General features: G+C 39.8%; 9 protein-coding genes. 1 reads left to right on the top strand and 8 read right to left on the bottom strand.

Annotated elements, in window-relative coordinates; translation table 11 throughout:
* Positions 1-13: 13 nt before the first annotated feature.
* The 8 genes from JRJ22_RS08175 to JRJ22_RS08140 form a co-directional block, all read right to left on the bottom strand.
* Complete coding sequence (locus JRJ22_RS08175) at positions 14-4,219, bottom strand: TIGR02680 family protein (RefSeq protein ID WP_206104011.1); 4,206 nt, start codon at positions 4,217-4,219, stop codon at positions 14-16.
* Positions 4,216-5,403 carry a TIGR02678 family protein gene (locus JRJ22_RS08170; RefSeq protein ID WP_206104010.1) on the bottom strand — a complete coding sequence of 396 codons (1,188 nt, stop codon included), beginning with the start codon at positions 5,401-5,403 and terminating at the stop codon, positions 4,216-4,218. Before JRJ22_RS08170 ends, JRJ22_RS08175 begins: the two co-directional genes overlap by 4 nt.
* 3 nt (positions 5,404-5,406) lie before the next feature.
* Entirely contained in the window at positions 5,407-6,921 is a 1,515-nt protein-coding gene (locus JRJ22_RS08165) for a TIGR02677 family protein (protein ID WP_206104009.1), read from the bottom strand.
* 655 nt (positions 6,922-7,576) lie between these two features.
* On the bottom strand, positions 7,577-11,221 hold the full coding sequence (locus JRJ22_RS08160; RefSeq protein WP_206104008.1) for an AAA domain-containing protein: 3,645 nt from the start codon (positions 11,219-11,221) through the stop codon (positions 7,577-7,579).
* Between the two features lie 195 nt (positions 11,222-11,416).
* Complete coding sequence (locus tag JRJ22_RS08155; RefSeq protein WP_206100169.1) at positions 11,417-12,637, bottom strand: IS256 family transposase; 1,221 nt, start codon at positions 12,635-12,637, stop codon at positions 11,417-11,419.
* A gap of 63 nt (positions 12,638-12,700) precedes the next feature.
* The gene (locus tag JRJ22_RS08150) at positions 12,701-13,888 is read right to left on the bottom strand and encodes a DUF4011 domain-containing protein (protein ID WP_206104007.1); all 1,188 of its coding nucleotides are present in this window, start codon (positions 13,886-13,888) and stop codon (positions 12,701-12,703) included.
* A 135-nt stretch (positions 13,889-14,023) separates the two neighbouring features.
* Positions 14,024-14,356: a hypothetical protein gene (locus JRJ22_RS08145; RefSeq protein ID WP_206104006.1), complete on the bottom strand. Its 333-nt coding sequence runs from the start codon at positions 14,354-14,356 to the stop codon at positions 14,024-14,026.
* Positions 14,357-14,381: 25 nt separating this feature from the next.
* Positions 14,382-16,040, bottom strand: coding sequence for a DUF262 domain-containing protein (locus tag JRJ22_RS08140; RefSeq protein ID WP_206104005.1), 1,659 nt, complete (start codon positions 16,038-16,040; stop codon positions 14,382-14,384).
* Positions 16,041-16,245: 205 nt separating this feature from the next.
* Here JRJ22_RS08140 and JRJ22_RS08135 point away from each other — a divergent pair, with 205 nt between their 5' ends.
* Positions 16,246-17,145 (top strand): hypothetical protein, encoded by a 900-nt coding sequence (locus tag JRJ22_RS08135; protein ID WP_206104004.1) that lies wholly within the window; start codon positions 16,246-16,248, stop codon positions 17,143-17,145.
* The last annotated feature ends 40 nt before the right edge of the window (positions 17,146-17,185 follow it).

Here is a 17,185-nt window from a genome sequence, read left to right as displayed (position 1 = left end):
TCGTTTACATGATTTAGAAAAGAACAGCTTGTTCGTCCACTAATTCAAACGTCTCTTCCGGCATAATGTCATCGAGACTTTCCGCAATAGAGATTTTCCGGATGCCATCCCACTCGTATTGAGTGGTGATGACGTAGTTTGCGTTTTGCGGACGGGACAAGTCGTAAATAGAAAGATGCTTCACTTCAGAAAAACATCCCCACAACGCTTGCGAATTCAAGGTGTAGTCAAAATCGAACATTTCGATAATCTTGAAGGTTTCTTCGATGTTGTTATCATCAACGCCTGCGAATGCTTCGTCGAGTGCAAAAATACGGGGGGCATCTTCGCTGGCGCTTTGAAGTCTAGCGTCAACAGCTGCAAGTAACGGCGTATACATCGCGAGCGCCTTTTCGCCACCACTGAACGAGTTGAAATGCTTCGTCTGCATTTCTTTCATGGATTCGCCTGGTTTTTCGTACTTGATGATTATTTCATACCATTTGCGATAGTCCAAAACAGATTTAATCACCTCCAAGAACTGTACTTTACCGTCAGTCTCCATGATTTGCTTCGCCGCATTTACCTTCGAACGGAAATGCTGAGAGATACTGAGTCGGTCATGATCTGCTAGTAGTTTGGGGTCGCGTTCGAGCAATTTGACCAAATCTTCGGTTTTTAGTTCGCCTTCATCTTGCTTAGTAATCGGTTTCCACTGGACTTGGAACCTCAAACCGCTTGAATTTTTCGCAAGTTCCATAAAAGCATTGATGCGGTTAACCCAATCATTAGCACTGCGAATCTTGTTGCGAATCGTTTCGCCAATGGAATTAATCATAATATCTTCGAATAGCTCGCGGTCCTTATCTGTGAGTGTTTTCTTTTGCATATTAACGTAGCCTTCGAGTTTCGTGCGTAATTCAGAAGGTGAAAGCGTACGAAGTTCACCATCAATTTGAAGTTGAAGCGTAATTTTCGAGAACTGCGCTACCGATTTGAGCAGTTCTACGTTTGCTTGTTCCTCTTCTGGAATGTTCGTGAAGTTAACCATGTAAGGAACAGCTTTTAATTCTGCATCGTATTCGATTAAGCTCATGCTGCTTGCTGTAAAATGTTTCGATAATTCGGTATTTACTTGAGACTTTTCCTTTTTGTCGAGCAGAACGCCAAACTTGTCGTAAATTTGCTTCGCCATCATCTTGGTGTCCAACGTTTCATCAAGCTCATATTCCGAAGCATTTTCTCGTACATCTTGGACAAAAATTACTTCCCATGCCGAGCAAAGCTCGTTGTAAAAATGAATCGTAGATTTAAGTGAAGGCAGGGATTCAACCATGGTTGCAATTTTGTTTTGAATAACGCCCACATCCGTCGCAAGCTGACTTATTTCACCCGGCAAAGATTGAAGTTTCGCGATGACTTCCGCGATGCGTTTACGTACTTCTTCGGCACCGCTTAGTTTCAATTGGTCTTCAAGGGACTGAATATATTTCGATGTGCGGTCTATCTTGTTACGGATGGTAAACAATTCTCCCCTTAAATCCTCCAGGTCATTTTCATGCTCTTCTTTATTATCTTGCTCGGTGCGCAGGGAATTCCGTTTATCAGCAAGAGCTCGGAAATCGCTTTTGATGTTCGTCAGAAGAAGTAAATAATGGTTGGTGGCATCAATGGCTTCCGCGAACGCCTTCTCCGTAAGTGGTAGGCTTGTGAAAGCAGCCGTTGCTTTAACAGACAATAGCAGTCCCTCTAGTTCAGCGGCTAGTCTCTTATAAAGCTCCGACTTGTTATCCAATTCGGATTTGACGATATGCGTAATAAAATTTATTTTCTCTTCGTACTGACTCTTTGCTGTTTTTAACGTATTAAAGAACGGGAAAGAAGAAAACTCATTTGCAATCTGTTGCTTCGTTTCAAGCCATGCCTTTTTTTGCGAATGAAGCTGTTCGAGTTCGTCCTCAATAGTTACAATTTCGCCTTGAATGCGGACAATCTCTTTTTTACGAAGCAAATCACGAGCCGTTTTACCAATAAACTTTGCGTCGCCAAAAGAAGGAGAGGTTCCTTCGACGATACCGGTTTTAAATTCGCCGGAAGCTGCGACGAAAGTTTGACTTGTGTGGTCAATCGAAATGCCCATTAAGACAGCAAGTATATCGGTATCAGAAACGTTGTCACTTGAAACTGGGGTCAAATATTCGGTCAAATTGCGGTCACATTTGTTGTTGCGGGACAGTACGACACTATTTTTTTTGGCTTCATCGTAAGCATGAACAGGAACAATAGCTGCGTTAAGCAAATCAAGCTCGATAGCAACCGACTCAATATTTGCTTTCGCTTCCCCACTCAAACCTTCTTTAAACTCGACAGCCGCCCAAAATGGGATAAAGGGAACACCCATTTCAGTTAGCCCTTTGAATTGCTCAGCCTTAGCGTAGGATTTGTATGGCTCAATTTCTTTGTTATTTTCAAGGTCACTAAGGGTAGCTTCGAGCTCCCCTTTTCTCAACTTTAAGGAATCTATCAGGTTTTGAAGTTTAATCGACTCCACCTGTGCATGTTCAATCTGAGCATCTTTCTCAATCGAAAGCGGACTTTTCAATTGCTCGTCCGAAACAGAAATTAGGTACTCCGGAAACAAATCGAGCGTTTCTTGTATCGCCCCATTGCTTGCAGTCAATGTGCAAAGCGACTCAAACCAAACCGACAACTCTTTCGCGCCCTCTTCTCTCTCCCAATCATAGGAGTTAGCAAGTTCCTTGAGAAGTTCGCGTTGTTCGTTGTAACGGATTTGTAGACGCTCGATTTCAGTTTTCAGCGCATTCGTTTTATCTTTAAGAGACTCATATTCTTTAATCTTTGAACGTGTCGTCTGTAGTAGAGACAGATATTTTTTTGAATCCCGCTCCCACATGGAGAAGTCATAAGCGGCATCATCCGCACATTTTTTAAAATGAGGGAGGTACAGAACGTCATCAAAGCCGGTGTCTACGGACATATCCTCAAGTTCCGCTAAATGAGCACCCATTTCTTTTTTTGCGGTGTAAATTGCATCTTCGAGTTTCCGTATTTTTTCAATGGATTTCGTAACCAGGTCGTTTTTTGTGTTAAAGCGCTCTTCTTTTGCAAGAGCGTCTTTTGAGAACTGCGTCAGTTCCCGTTCGGCTTTATCTAGATTGCCTTGCAGTTGAGCCACTTCACCGCCCCGATATTCATCATACTCTCGGTTTAAAACTTCGAGTTCATTGCTTTTACTTTCCTTTTCGGCTTCCTTCGTTTCTTTCTCAGCCGATTTAAGGCGAATCGTATATTCTGTTTCCTTGAATTTCTTGGCGTGGCTATCTAGGATGCGTTTATTGTCGAGATAATACTTCGCTTTCTCGGCAAATACGTATCGCTTATATCTGGCATATTCAGTTGCCATACTTCTAACCGCTGCCAAGTCCTGCTCATGTTTTTCGATGGTTGCTTGAGTTTTGTCCATGGATTCTACGGTAACGGTAAGCGGAGATATTTCCTTGTCCGAAATGGGCATAAGCGAGTTGTGCAGAACTTCTTTGAGTTTGTTTGGACCAGCTTCACGCGACAACTTCGGGCTTTTTAGCTGCGTCAAAACCTCCGTGAACATCTCTAGATTCGAAGCATCAGGGAATTTAAACAAATGACTGTTAACGAGCGCGGCGTAATGCGATTCATCAACCACTGTGCCGCTGTTTCCTACGGCTTTAACAAATTCCTCGCGGGTCAGAGGCAGCCGTTCCCATTTTCCGTCCAACTTTTCGCGCTTGTAGACGGGAAGCGGATTTTCTCCTTCGTTAATTCTACGAAAAGGGTCGTGAATCACGAATCCCCACGCATTTTTTAGGCGGTTGTCTTTGCGTTTTGAATGAAGACCAAAGCCAGTCGTCATATATTCCTCGGTCTTCTCTCTTTTGTACTCAATGGCAATATAACCAATCCGCTCTTGAATATCGCGATTCACCGATTCTTCGCCCAGCAGGATTTCATAGAGTTTCCTCGCTGAGGAACCAAAAGGGTCAAGTCTTGATGGGGATTTATTCCCGTCGAGCAAAAATGTGAAGAGTGATTGCATTGTAATAGATTTTCCGGAAGCATTGTGTCCCCGAAAAAGGATGCGACCATTTTTAAATTGATATACTTTGTACGTATAGTACCAGTAGTTGCACAGTATAAGCCTATGAGGTTTCCATCGGTTAGTTTCTTTTTTGAATATAATCATGAACTGAGCCCCTTTAGGATGTTGTTTTTTTCATCAAAGCGAACCGCAGCGTCATACAGCATGAGTCCGCCATCATCTAGCGGGCGAGCCAAATTCCATTTAAGCAGAAATTTCGTGATGGTCATAATTAATTCATGAACGCTTTGGGCTTTTAATGTGGCTGTCCATTTACTGCTTTTTTGTTCGATAAGTGTACGAACGATGCCTTCTATGTGTGCCACAGATAGTGAGATGTTACCATTTGCCGAGGGATTAATAGATTCGTCAATATAAAGGCTGCGAACTTCGCTAGCAAATTGAACGACCAAGTTGGATTCCGCATTGTCGGCTGGAAAAGTAAATTCGTTTCGCCGGCTGGTTCTTCGTGTGAGCATCGCAGTGTTGAGGTATAGTTCAAAATTCATATCGTAGTATTTATCCGCGTGGTCTCCGATATGGTGACCGTAGGTGCGCAAGTAATCAAACTCCAGCCCCTGTGCTTCATCTTTATACATCACTGGCTCCAAAAACAGCCGGCGGTACATTTTGTGTTTGGTTTCGATACCAAGTCCTTTCTCTTGATCCGTTTGCATCGAAATGACATCGTCTAGTGAATTTGCCTTTGTAATATCGAAGCCAAAATTACGAATAAAATATTTACCAAGACCTGTGCTCTTCAAAAGTGCATCGTTAGAATCTGAATTTCGAAATCCGTCTAACTCTCTGTCGACCACAATAATTAGATGTCTGCGTTCCGCCTCTTTCAAAACTCGAATTAACGATAAACGATTGTAGTACCCTTCTGCTTCTTTCCATGTGATGAGGGTTGTTTCAGGGAGTCCGTCTGAGCCGATTCGTTCCGGAAAATACGAAACGATTGCTTCGCAAACGTCCGATATTGTGAATTGCTGTGTCGTTTTGCCTTCTAGGAAAGCGAGCAAGCAGAAAAAGAAAACATAGTCTTTGTTTTCTTTAAAAACTTCGATGCCCATATCCGGGTGGGGCGTAAGCTGAAATTTCTCAAGCTTCGCAAAGTCGCTCCCTACAACGAGCTTAAACCGGAATGTATCTTTAAAGTAGGTTCGAAGCTCGTGTTCGTATTGTCTGATGTAAAAAAAGAGCTCTTCGTTTTCGAAACGCAGAACCCAAAAATCATCCAACAGCCGCTGAATACATTCCAAGTATTCATCCGTTAGTTTCTTCATCGTTTATTTCACCTCGCTAAAGGTAAATTCATAATCGGGTAATTTTAGTATCCCATCAGGAGAATGCAGTTCGATAATGTCATCGCTTACTTGCGCAAGCTTAAACTTGACACCATGTTCCGTTCTTCCTTCGCATATGTTCGAATCTTGCATCTTGGACAACATCCCCTTGTTTATCCAGGTCAAGATAGCGTTACGAATGAAGGACTCAACAGTACCTAATTCGCGAAGTGCCAAATAGTTACAATCCAGCAGCTTTTTTATTTCCTTATCTTCGTAATCCCTTTGTGCCTCCAGCATTCGTTTACGTTGCAAAGCTTCTTCGCCCATCGCCGGAACTTTTAAGCTACGCTTTGTTTGTTTATCCGTAGGCTGCTTCGCCCGGTATGTGATGTCCACTTCCTCTGGCTGACAGTCCCAAATCGTATATTTAGTGGAGTCTGTTTCTTTTCCGTTTGTTTTGAAATGCTTAATGTTATCGAACCCGAAAAGAAAACTAAATAATTCACCTGCCTCTTCCAGGTCGTTTTGTTGGTGGACCATTTTAGCCAGGTGCAAATAATCGGTTTTGCGATTGCGTGTATAAAATTGCCGTTCAGCAGCTTGCTGCGCAAGTTTCGTAACACTCACAATCGAACTATTCGTTCGTCTTTCCAATTGCCGTACTTTGCTTTCTTTTTCATCTATAGAGATGAACCAGTGCGTGACACCTAGCCAAATTTCGTCGTACGCCATTTCGAAGTCACTGTCAGGAATAACCTCCGTCTTCGGAATTGTGCGTTGAAATTGAATCAAATATTTCTTCAAAACAGTAAATCCCGGATCTTCAATATCCCGTAGGATCTGCTCGATGTAAGGCGCATTTTTCTTTAATCCAATAATAAAATTAGTTAAATATGCCACAAATTCGTCTTTAAAGACAATAAAGGCGTCTGGCTGCGCCATAATCACCTCTAATTTTTCTGCATTGATGTGGGACAAATACATCGAGGCATTGTTATCTAATTTTAAAAATTTATCGAACATATCTTCCCAAACTTCGTTTAGGAAGACTAAATCTTCTTTATCCATGTTTTTTCTTCGGCTAAAATCACGAAGTCTATGCAGTGCGTTGTAAAGCTTCTCTGGAAGTGTTGGCTCCAATGAGGTGCCGATACGATGAAAGTTTTTTTCGAATGACGTCAGCATTTTTTCGATTTCAAAAGTAAAATCCGTCAAGACAAATAATCTTCGATTTCTTTTGAACTCTTCAATGCCTTCGACTTCAGTGTTATCCGGAATCTCTGTCAAATTGTTACTCTTCACAAGTGCGTTTAAATCGGCGAACAACTCTTCCATAGTGTAATCGCCGAACTGAGGGTATTGTATCAAATAATTAAAAATTTCGTTTGGTAAAACTTCGGTATTAAAAATACGTTTTTGTTCGTACATATACCTTATGATTGGGCGATAACGGTACGTTTTTTTCGTAGATAAATAGGATGCTTCCTTCACATCCGAAAACAAAGTTGCGTCCATACGCGCCTGCCTTTCATCTCATTAGTTAACTCTTATAACTTACAATATGAATTTTTGCTCTCCTGCCCGTTAACTTAGTGCCAGCTGCTAGTCGGATCCAATTTATCACGCCAAAATGCTCGTCTGCCGTAAAACAAGAGAAGAGCATACTTTTATTGGGCAAAACATATCTCTATTTAAAAATGGGTAATCATGTATAGTTAAATAGTACCATGTTTTTACAATGGAGGGAACATCAGCACACTACATACTTACGGAATGGGGATAGGAAAAAAGGACAAGCGAACTCATTGTTCATTTGGCGGTAAACAACGGTAAACAATATGGCTTAACATAGCCTTATAAAAAATAAGCCTGCGCACACAAATCATGCGTAGGCTTATTTTGAATTATTTAATCAATCTACATCGTATTAATTTCAATTCTATCCAAAGTTGAACTTACATCATCCAACTTACTTGCAACGTCAGCGATCGTATCATACAATCCGACACCTTTAATATCGCTCACTGCCGAATCAATTTTATCGTAGACGTCCGAAATTTTATCGTATAAACCTGTGCCTCTTAATTCATTGACCGCGACTTTTTAACTCGTCTATATTTGAATTAATAGAATAGATACCATCCCTAATTTCCATTAATACTCGATAAGTTCATTCATGACTTTCTCCTCCATTTTCATTTCTAATAATGTTCATTATCTTATTAATTTCATCTTTCTTTCTCTTGAACCAATCCTGCGACCAAATACGATGGATCTTCCATCCGAGAGATTCCAGTATTTCTTGCCGCAATCGATCTCTGTCTCTAGCCGTTTTAGACGAGTGATAGGCTGCTCCGTCGCACTCAATTCCCAAGATATAATTACCTGGCTTTTTAGGATCGACGACAGCAAGGTCAATACGGTACGAAGAGCATCCAACTTGTTTACGCAATATAAGTCCTCTTGCGGTTAACGCCTCATATACATCTTCTTCTAACGGAGAATCAAACTCTCCATCATTTTGAATTCCCGTATTCGAACTGAACTCACCGCCGGTATGTGCATAATACAAATATGCCTTCAGTAATTGCGGACCTTTTTTGTTGAGCTTTGCATCATCCAAATCAGAATGGATAATACTGGATACTAACTTGATTTCATACTTCGCGCGAGTTACTGCAACATTTAAGCGGCGTTCTCCGCCCGGTTTATTCAGTGGTCCAAAGTTATAATGAATAGTTCCATTTGAATCTTTACCATAACCAACGCTAAAGAAAATGGTGTCTCGCTCATCGCCTTGAACATTCTCCAAGTTTTTAACGAAGAAATAATCACTTTTACTATCATCAAAGAACGATTCAAATCGAGAATCTTTATGTTGTTTGCGTAAAGCGTTGATTTGATCTAGGATAGCCTGCTGTTGTGCTTCACTAAAAGCAATAACACCAAGGCTGCGTTCAGGTGACCGCCTAACATGCTCGAATACCAGTTGTGCAACAGTTTTAGCCTCATTCAAATTACGACGACTCGTACTGCGTTCATATATGCCATCCGGAACATAAACGAGCGAAACACCATCATCCTTAGCATTACTGAAACTTGGGAATGTGTAAAGTTGCTTATCATAAATCTCATTGTTCGAAAATGCTATTAGGGATTCATGTTTACTACGATAATGCCATAAAAGCGGTTTGACTCTCATGAATATAGATGCTTCTTCTAATACACTTTCATAAGAATCATTGCTCTCATCATCTTCATCAGCAAATTCCTCATCTTCTTCTATTGTAGTTCCAAAGAATTTTGTTGGAGGCAGCTGCTTTTTATCACCTGCGATTATGATTTGTTTCCCTCTAAAAATCGCTCCGACCGCATCCTCAGTACATAACTGCGAAGCTTCATCAAAAATAACAGTATCAAATGAAATATTGGATGGATCAATAAACTGGCTTACCGACATTGGACTCATCATTAAGCATGGTTTAAGCGCAAAAATCACTTCTGGAATCTCGGCGAATAATTTACGAATCGGCTTATGTTTTGTTTTCTTTGAAATCTCTCTTCTAAGGACTCCGACTTTAAAAGTGAAATCAGAACTCGATAACCGTGTTTTTTTGTTATTATTCAATATCGCATGAATGCGTGAACCATTGGACTGCAGTTGTGATTTATCAAGTGTTTTAAACTGGGCAATTAACTTGCCATGTTGATCTGCATTGAAATGTTGTAATGCAGGCAATAAATCATAAGCAAAATCTAACCACAGCTTAAAAAATCTTTTTAGAAAAGCAGCAGTAAAATCCACACTATCAGTTACTTCCATTCCTTTAACTTCATGTATAAACTCTTGAATCCCTAATTTATTTGCGTCGGATAGTATTTGTTGAACTGCCGTCCATTCTTCCAATTTATACGATTCATTCGCCCAGTTCTCCAACTTCGCCGCGAAATCCTTATAATCCGCTTCTTTCAAGGTTTTCCCATCGAATACAGTCGATTCTGCTGGAAAGATGGACTGGAAGAATTGCAACAAAGTCAAACTGTCGTAAATACTCTTGCTAACCTTTTCTATTGTTTTATGTGAAAAATCATATAACAAGTTATCTCGTAATTGTATTGCTTGAATTATTTTCTCGGGGATTGTATTAATAACTACTTCTCTTAAATTTTTAGTCCATTCTAATGATTTTAAGACATTGTCCCAATTTGTATCATAATCACTGAATAAGGGACCAAAGACAGACTTAAAAAGGGGTTTATTTCCATCAATTACTTGTTTCGATTCCTTGTAATTACGAATTTCTTGAAGATCATCGACCATTTCTTTATATTTGTTAAATAACGTTTTTACCGAATATGAAAGCAAGGTCGACTTCGCATTCAGAAACGAATCCGAAGCAGTTATCACTTCGCTAATTACTTTTCTTAGTTCCAATACTGGCATCTTTTCGATCTCATTCCCAATATTCTTACTTAACAATCGTTTGGCATTGGTAGATAACTCACTTACAACAGACATTGCTCGATTGATTTTGTTATGGAGTGCTGCAACTTGTTCCATTTCACTCATTGTAGCCTGCAACAATAGTAACTTGATCTTCTCATCAGGTATACGATTGCCTGTAATGCAATTATTTAAATCTTCCATATGCCCAATATTTGCTGCGAGTTCTGCCCAATTAGTATCCAGACCTTTATAATTACCTCCTAATAACGATACAATACGAAGATGCTCTGATTCGATCCACTGTTTCTTTTTAAGAATTCGATCGATTAATTTGACATCATGTAGCAATTCACCAAACTTCCTCTTTGCAGGTGATTTCAAATGGAAATTTAGAATTTTTTGATCGTTTCGATATGAACCTTTGAAAATCCTAAAAATGCTCGAATAATTTAACATGAACCGATCGAGCATCCCATTAAGCTCCATACGCTCTAATAGTTGACGATCATATTTTTGATTAAAGGCATCAATATCGAATTGAAACTCTTCGATCATCGTTCGAGTTTCTAATAATGATTCTTTTACTTTATTAAATGAATCAACATCAAACCAATGAGCTGTAGGTCTAATACGAAGAGCAATTTTTTCTAAGATGGAATTAAAGATCATCACGCGCTCTAAATTGAATGCGTCAACATTGAAACCAAAAACTTGAGACAAATCATCATTAATATCTATTAATTCATTAAGTGAAACGTTTAGTGACTTGAAGTCAGATAAAGTAGGCTGTGAATCCATGGTTAACTCAGTTATAAAGCTCTCGTCCATCAACCTATTTATCTCGTCTCTAGTACGCGAAAGGTCCGCTGAGACTTGATCAACATCCAATCTCCAGACCTCTTCATTGTAAGTAGATGCAATGTTCTGCTTGGCTGAATGATATGCATCGAACTTTTCCATTGCTTCATTACAGAGTGTACTTCTATATGCAAGATGCCCTTCGTTTCGCAGCCAATCTTCAGGAACAATTGGGATGTCTTTCAAAAGATTATTTATTAATTGCAACCTAATAAAGTTATTAGGATTTGCGTTCCAATTCAACCCTAATTGTTCGATAAGATTGGTTAGTTCAATATCTATCGAACTAAAAATACCAGATAATCGTTTAAACTTAACGGATATATCACTCTGTAACTCAAGAGTAAACTTCTTTACTTGCGAACCACTCCAAATGTGGGTTTCGCTTCCCCTTAACACACTAGCATATTGACGTAAGCGTCCTAATAATTCGTGTATTTCTAGTAGATTAGCATCTGTAAGCTTCCCAACTTCTTTAATTGCAAAAGTAAGCTCTGGTACTTCAGTCAACTTGGAGAGTTTACCATGAGCCTGAAATGCCGTTAGTTGAAGCGGCGGAACAGGTTTATGTAATGCCTCGGTGTAAGAATTTAAATGCTTTTTGATTTTATCGAAATGCTCAAAAGTATTCTGTCCCGAGGGTCTGTCAATAATTTTGTGTAAACTCTTTTAAGCACAGATTCCCCCGAGGGGGAAGTCGCGAATCTAACGCAAGTGTTGACCGACCCGGTCTGGGAAAAATACCGAAAGCTGGAGCAGCATTTGGCCCCAGTTTTGGACACGTCCAGTCCATTTTCGAGTGACATCGACGGTGGCCAGATAGAGCATTTTTAGCAGAGCTTCATCGGTAGGAAAGATGCTCTTTCCTTTGGTTACTTTACGAAGCTGACGGTGGTAACTCTCAATCATATTGGTGGTGTAAATCAGTTTACGTATCTCAGGCGGGTACTTGAAAAAAGTAGCAAGTTCGTCCCAATTCGTCCGCCACGAACGGATAATGAGGGGATATTTCGCCCCCCAGACTTCCTCAAAACGGTCGAGTTCAAGCAAGGCACCTTCCTCGGTAGCTGCCTTGTATATAGGCTTTAAGTCGGCGGTCACCTTCTTAATATCCTTGTAAGACACGTACCGTGTAGAGCTGCGGATTTGGTGAATAATACACTTCTGGATTTCAGTTTGGGGATAGCAGGCCGCAATCGCTTGAGAGAACCCGGACAGGTTATCCACGCAGATAATGAGAATGTCCCCCACTCCACGATTCTTGAGTTCATTCAGCACGCTGAGCCAGAACTTGGAGGACTCGTTCTCACCAATCCACATGCCCAGCACGTCTTTGTTTCCGTCCAGATCAATGCCAATGACCATGTAGGCAGCCTTGTTGATAATGGCCCCGTCTTGCTTGACTTTGAAGTGGATCGCATCCAGATAGACAACAGCGTAAACGCCTTGCAGAGGCCGATTCTGCCATTCTTTAATGAGAGGAACAATCTTATTTGTGACATTGGAAATGAGCGTAGGCGACACCTCAATGCCATACATCTGCCCCAGGTGATCCTGAATTTCTCGGGTACTAATCCCTTTGGCGTACAGAGCGATGATTTGCTCTTCGATGCCGGTTACGTTCGACTGATGCTTCTTGACGACAAGTGGCTCAAACTCACCCAGACGGTCACGAGGGATAGCGATTTCCTGTTCCCCGTACTCACTGACAACCGTTTTACGGCTCTTTCCGTTACGGCTGTTTGGCGTGAGCTTCGCCTTCACTTCATGCTTTCCGTAGCCTAAATGAGTGTCCATTTCGGCTTCCAGCATCTCCTGAATCGTCTCCGCAAATAGCTCTTTTAGAGCATTCTGCGCATCCTGTGCGCTTACCAAGTTGTTTTCCTTAATAAATTCCCGTAACTGTTGTTTTGTCCAAAGTCCCATGTGTTCTCCCCAACCTTTCTCTTACTTCCATTTTAATGGGTTTGAGAGTTTACACAATATATTTTACAGACTCTGTCCCGACTTCGGAGAGAACTGCTGACTTAAAGTCCGATCCAGCTCAGCGAGCACCGACTTTTTATTCGTAGTGTTACTGTGAAGCTCCAAGCAGAAATCGCCTAATTGTTTATCATCCAGGCGCTTTTTAACTACCTCTAAGGCGGCTTTTTTCTCACTCACAAATAAAACCTTTTTACCTTTAGCTAAGCTCTCAGCAATTATATTTGAGATCGTTTGGCTTTTACCGGTTCCAGGAGGACCACTAATGATAAAGCTTTTACCATTATTTGCTGCAAGTATTGCTTCTTGTTGACTTGAATCCGCGTCCAAAATTTGAAATGATTCAACTGATTTTGATATACGATCATGATGTTCGATTAGATCCGTTTCTTTGTACTCATCATGTTCATGTTCATTCAATACTCCTGCCAGTTTCTGTACAACCGGATGATTACTTATTTCTGAAGTAAATTGTTCAAAGTCTTTGTACATTACAATTTTGCTGAAAGAAAATAATCCTAAATAAGCATCCGCAGTAACGGACCATTCTTTGTTACTTTTTATTACATTTTTTACTTTGTTCAAGTATTCAACAATATTTACTTCGTCTTCTTCAGTAATCGGAGGAAGTACAATTCCAAAATCGCTTTTGATTTTATGGACTAAAGTAGGATTTAAAGTCAAATCATCATCAAATCGCTCAAGATAGTAGGGTCTATCTGAGTTTTCTCTCTTTAAAGTAACTGGAAATAATAATAATGGAGATTTCATCTCAATGCTGCTATCACGGGACTCTTTCCAAACCAACTGCCCAAAAGTCACATACAAAGTGTTAACGCCCTTTTCATCTAGTGATGACTTGGCTTTTAGTCGAATACTTTGCAGTGCATTTTCTAATTTTTCATATGCGAATACTACAATGTCATCAAATTCATTATCTTCAACTTCAGCTACTGCTGCCTTCTTTGCAAGTGCCCTTTTTTCTTTATCAATAAATTTTTGAAGATCAACAATGGATTGTACCATTAACGATTTATCACTAGACAAAGACTGATGCATCATATTTAAATCGGTTTTAAACTTTATAACCGAAGCTACATTATCTTTAAAATTTATTAACCTGTTTCGTTTAGAGAGGTCTATCAGGTTGGTTTTCCATTTATGTATCTTCTTGTTGAATATATCTGTTTTCACTCCTAAAAACTCCTTTTTAGTCACATATTCCCGATTATAATGACTGTCTATTCGACATTAGACCCAATTAATCCTCTTGCTTTAGTTTTAAAATACCAAAAAAGCTAAGCTGCCGATAAGCAGCCTAGCTCGATCTTATTCTAATTCAGATAGTGAAATATATGCCACAGGATTTCCCGCCCCAAATTTCTTTAGCAGTTGATCTTGAACACGTTGCAATTTATGAATGATGTCAGAGCTTGCTTCGCTTCCTTCAAATTGCAATCTCCCTTTAAGTTCTCCCTCTTCTACAACTACCCAACTAGTGGGCTGATAAACACATTCGACCTTTCCCTGGTTGATACCTACTGCATACTTAATGTATTCAATACGCTTCTTGCTCATCCTCCAATGCTTTCGTGTAGCTTCATAATGATCTCGGTCTTTAAGACCTTTATGGATCTTAAATAATACGATTTCTTCTTTCATCTATGACATCTCCAATCTTTATTATTTACAGCTTCCAGATCGCTACTGCGATGCCAGCTAGTCTCTCTGTCCGTCCTTGAATTGCTGCTATATCCCACTTCGGACAATCAGTAAGTTGTTTAGTCATTAGAATCGAAGATTGCTCATAATTTTTTTTCTTTTCTTCAAAAGGATTATTGGATGCTGAGATATTTAAGCTTGAACCCAGTAGAGTCAGATTTCCAATTTTATTAACATGGATATCATGTAAAGCCGTGTCAGTTCCCAAATACGTCTCCCAATCTCCGTATTCTTTTTTACTACTCTTGGATTTGATCGTTTTTGGCATAATATGCTCGATATGGACAAAGGATCGGTTTGCTATGCTTTTTTCTTTACTGAAGTTTACGTGGTAATCCTCAATCCGCTCCAGTATGTATTTGCATTGATCATCTTGTCTAAAGTTCTTCGTTTTTAAATTAGCAACGAAATCTGCGTCCGATGGAATATAATCAGCCCTTGTCAGTACCCCTTTTATATATTCTACACAAATAGTATCAACTGGAGTATTGAGCGCCAAATGATTAAATATTAGATCTAAGTTGTTCGTCGACCAACTACAAATAGCTCGTCTCAATGCAAATGTCTCAATTAGGTTAAGTATGGATACAAGTTGCTGTTCAGTCACATGGTTTCTGAGTAATTTTAACAAGAGTGTATAGCTGGTCGCTGCCCCAATTGCATTTATCGCTCGTAATTTTTCATTAACTGATGGATACTTTGTAGTGGCTGTACATATTTGATTATAAAAAACGGCATACTCTTTCAGTTCATCTACCAAATCTACAATAGAGTCTGACTTATCAACTACGGTTTTATATCGATCATATAATTTATTAAACGAAAATACGCCATCCGTTTTAGACAACAATACTTGTCTAAAGAAACGAAGGTGATCCAACTGACCAACAAGCTCAACTATTTCATCCCAAGTTTCAACGATATCATCAAGTGCATCTTCGGAAGTACGAGCAGCTTTACTTAAAATGTAATTTTTAATCAGGTCTGCTGCCGAGAGAGATAAGCCCCGGTCATTCAGAGTTTCAAATAATCTAAATGCATCCTTATGAGACATCACCTGTATTAAAACTACCTTCAACGATCCAATTATCGTCTTTGCTAATTCGACCAAATCATTTTGCTCGAAAAAAAGTTCTTTAAAAAATTGATATGCCAAATACATATTCGAGTTCGTCATCTCTTTTATTTTCCGATCAACAATTATTGCAAAATCATCCCTGTCCAATCTTCCTGGTATAAGCTTCGGCAAGTTTTTATTGAACATGGTAGAACAATGTAAATATCCATGAAGAGCCTCTCCAATTGATTCTTCCTGTTCGCCTCCGCTCTGAATCAAACTGTCACGCAAAGCAGCAATGAGCAAGGAAAGCGTAGTTAATCGTTGTTGCCCGTCAACAACTTCAAATTGATTAATCTCAATATTATGTTGAGGATTAATAACCACTATTGAACCTAGGAAATGGTCTTCCCCAACTTCTATGTTCTGAATATCATTCCATAAGTCTATCCATTGATCCTTGCCCCATAGATATCTTCTTTGGTATACAGGGACAATAAACTGTTCATTTCCAACAGAAAATAAACGCATTACCGACATTTCATTAGCCTCTATGGTTTTTTTCAATGAAAACTACCTCTCTCTAGTTCAATAGTAGTAGATTAATAGGGAATATTCGATATCGACACCTGTAAAACCTTCATATCTTGGAAATTCCAAGCGTATACATAAAACGAGGAACACTGACTACAAAGTTAACTTCAACAACTGGTTAACCTCAATCATACCAACGGTTACTCAGTTAACCATTCCAAGGAGTTGTATAGAAGATATGGCAGATCCAACATTCGGAGTTAAGATTGCTCCAGAACTGAAGGAAAAAATCGATCAACTCTTCAAAGATTCGGACTTCAGTACACAAAAAGAGTGGTTCCAGCATATGCTCTCTATCTATGATTTACACCAGTTAAGACATCAAGAAGGTATCAAACGATACGCCAGCGACTTGGACTATATCGTACAGAACCTAACACGTGTCCAAGAAACCATAGTACAATTGTTGAAGAAAACAGCGGATGAGGTGGTACATCAAGAAGCTGAATGGACGAAAGCATCAGACGAGATACAGCAGCAACTACAGCAAAGCGAGCAATTCCGCAAGAATTTGGAATCTCAATTAATTGAAACGGAAGAGCAGACAAATCAGCATAAGAAAAATCTAACGGATCTACAGAAGCAAAGCAGCATTGTCGACGAACTATGCTCAACATTGAAGAAATCCTTGCACGAAAAAGAAGCAGAAATCGAAAGGCTGAATCATGAACGCACTCAATGGCTATCTTCCGATTATCCATCCACAATCCAGCGACTAGTCGAAGATAACCAGGACCTCAAGCAACAATGCCAAATGCAGCAGCATCAGATCAATCTATTGCGAATGGAGTATGAGAAGAAATTAGAAGTTGAACAATTAAAAACGGATTTTGCCAAAAAAGAAGCAGAGTTGCTCCTATTATCCCAACGCAAGTTACGTAAAGGAGATCCTGATGACCCACCCCGCAAAAGAGGACGTCCAAGAAAAGATGAACCTATTCTATCTGTAAGTGGGCAACAACAATTATTTACTGATGTTTATGATGACACAGAAGATGAGCAGAATCAGGAATACGATCTACCAGATGACGCTAAGGGTTTGTATGAAATGCTCGGAGATGAACCTCCTCAAACGTAAAAGGAATAAACATAACCCCCGTCCATATCCGGCGGGGGCA

The organism is Paenibacillus tianjinensis (genome assembly GCF_017086365.1).
GTDB classification, from domain to species: domain Bacteria; phylum Bacillota; class Bacilli; order Paenibacillales; family Paenibacillaceae; genus Paenibacillus_AQ; species Paenibacillus_AQ tianjinensis.
Note: the sequence above shows the minus strand (reverse complement) of the source record. Positions and strands in the feature narration are given on the sequence as shown.

Bases quoted from the DNA above. Each gene is read 5' to 3' on its own strand.
- JRJ22_RS08175 (WP_206104011.1), bottom strand. From the start codon at position 4,219: ATGATTATATTCAAAAAAGAAACTAACCGATGGAAACCTCATAGGCTT.
- JRJ22_RS08170 (WP_206104010.1), bottom strand. From the start codon at position 5,403: ATGAAGAAACTAACGGATGAATACTTGGAATGTATTCAGCGGCTGTTG.
- JRJ22_RS08165 (WP_206104009.1), bottom strand. From the start codon at position 6,921: ATGGACGCAACTTTGTTTTCGGATGTGAAGGAAGCATCCTATTTATCT.
- JRJ22_RS08155 (WP_206100169.1), bottom strand. From the start codon at position 12,637: ATGGGACTTTGGACAAAACAACAGTTACGGGAATTTATTAAGGAAAAC.
- JRJ22_RS08145 (WP_206104006.1), bottom strand. From the start codon at position 14,356: ATGAAAGAAGAAATCGTATTATTTAAGATCCATAAAGGTCTTAAAGAC.
- JRJ22_RS08135 (WP_206104004.1), top strand. From the start codon at position 16,246: ATGGCAGATCCAACATTCGGAGTTAAGATTGCTCCAGAACTGAAGGAA.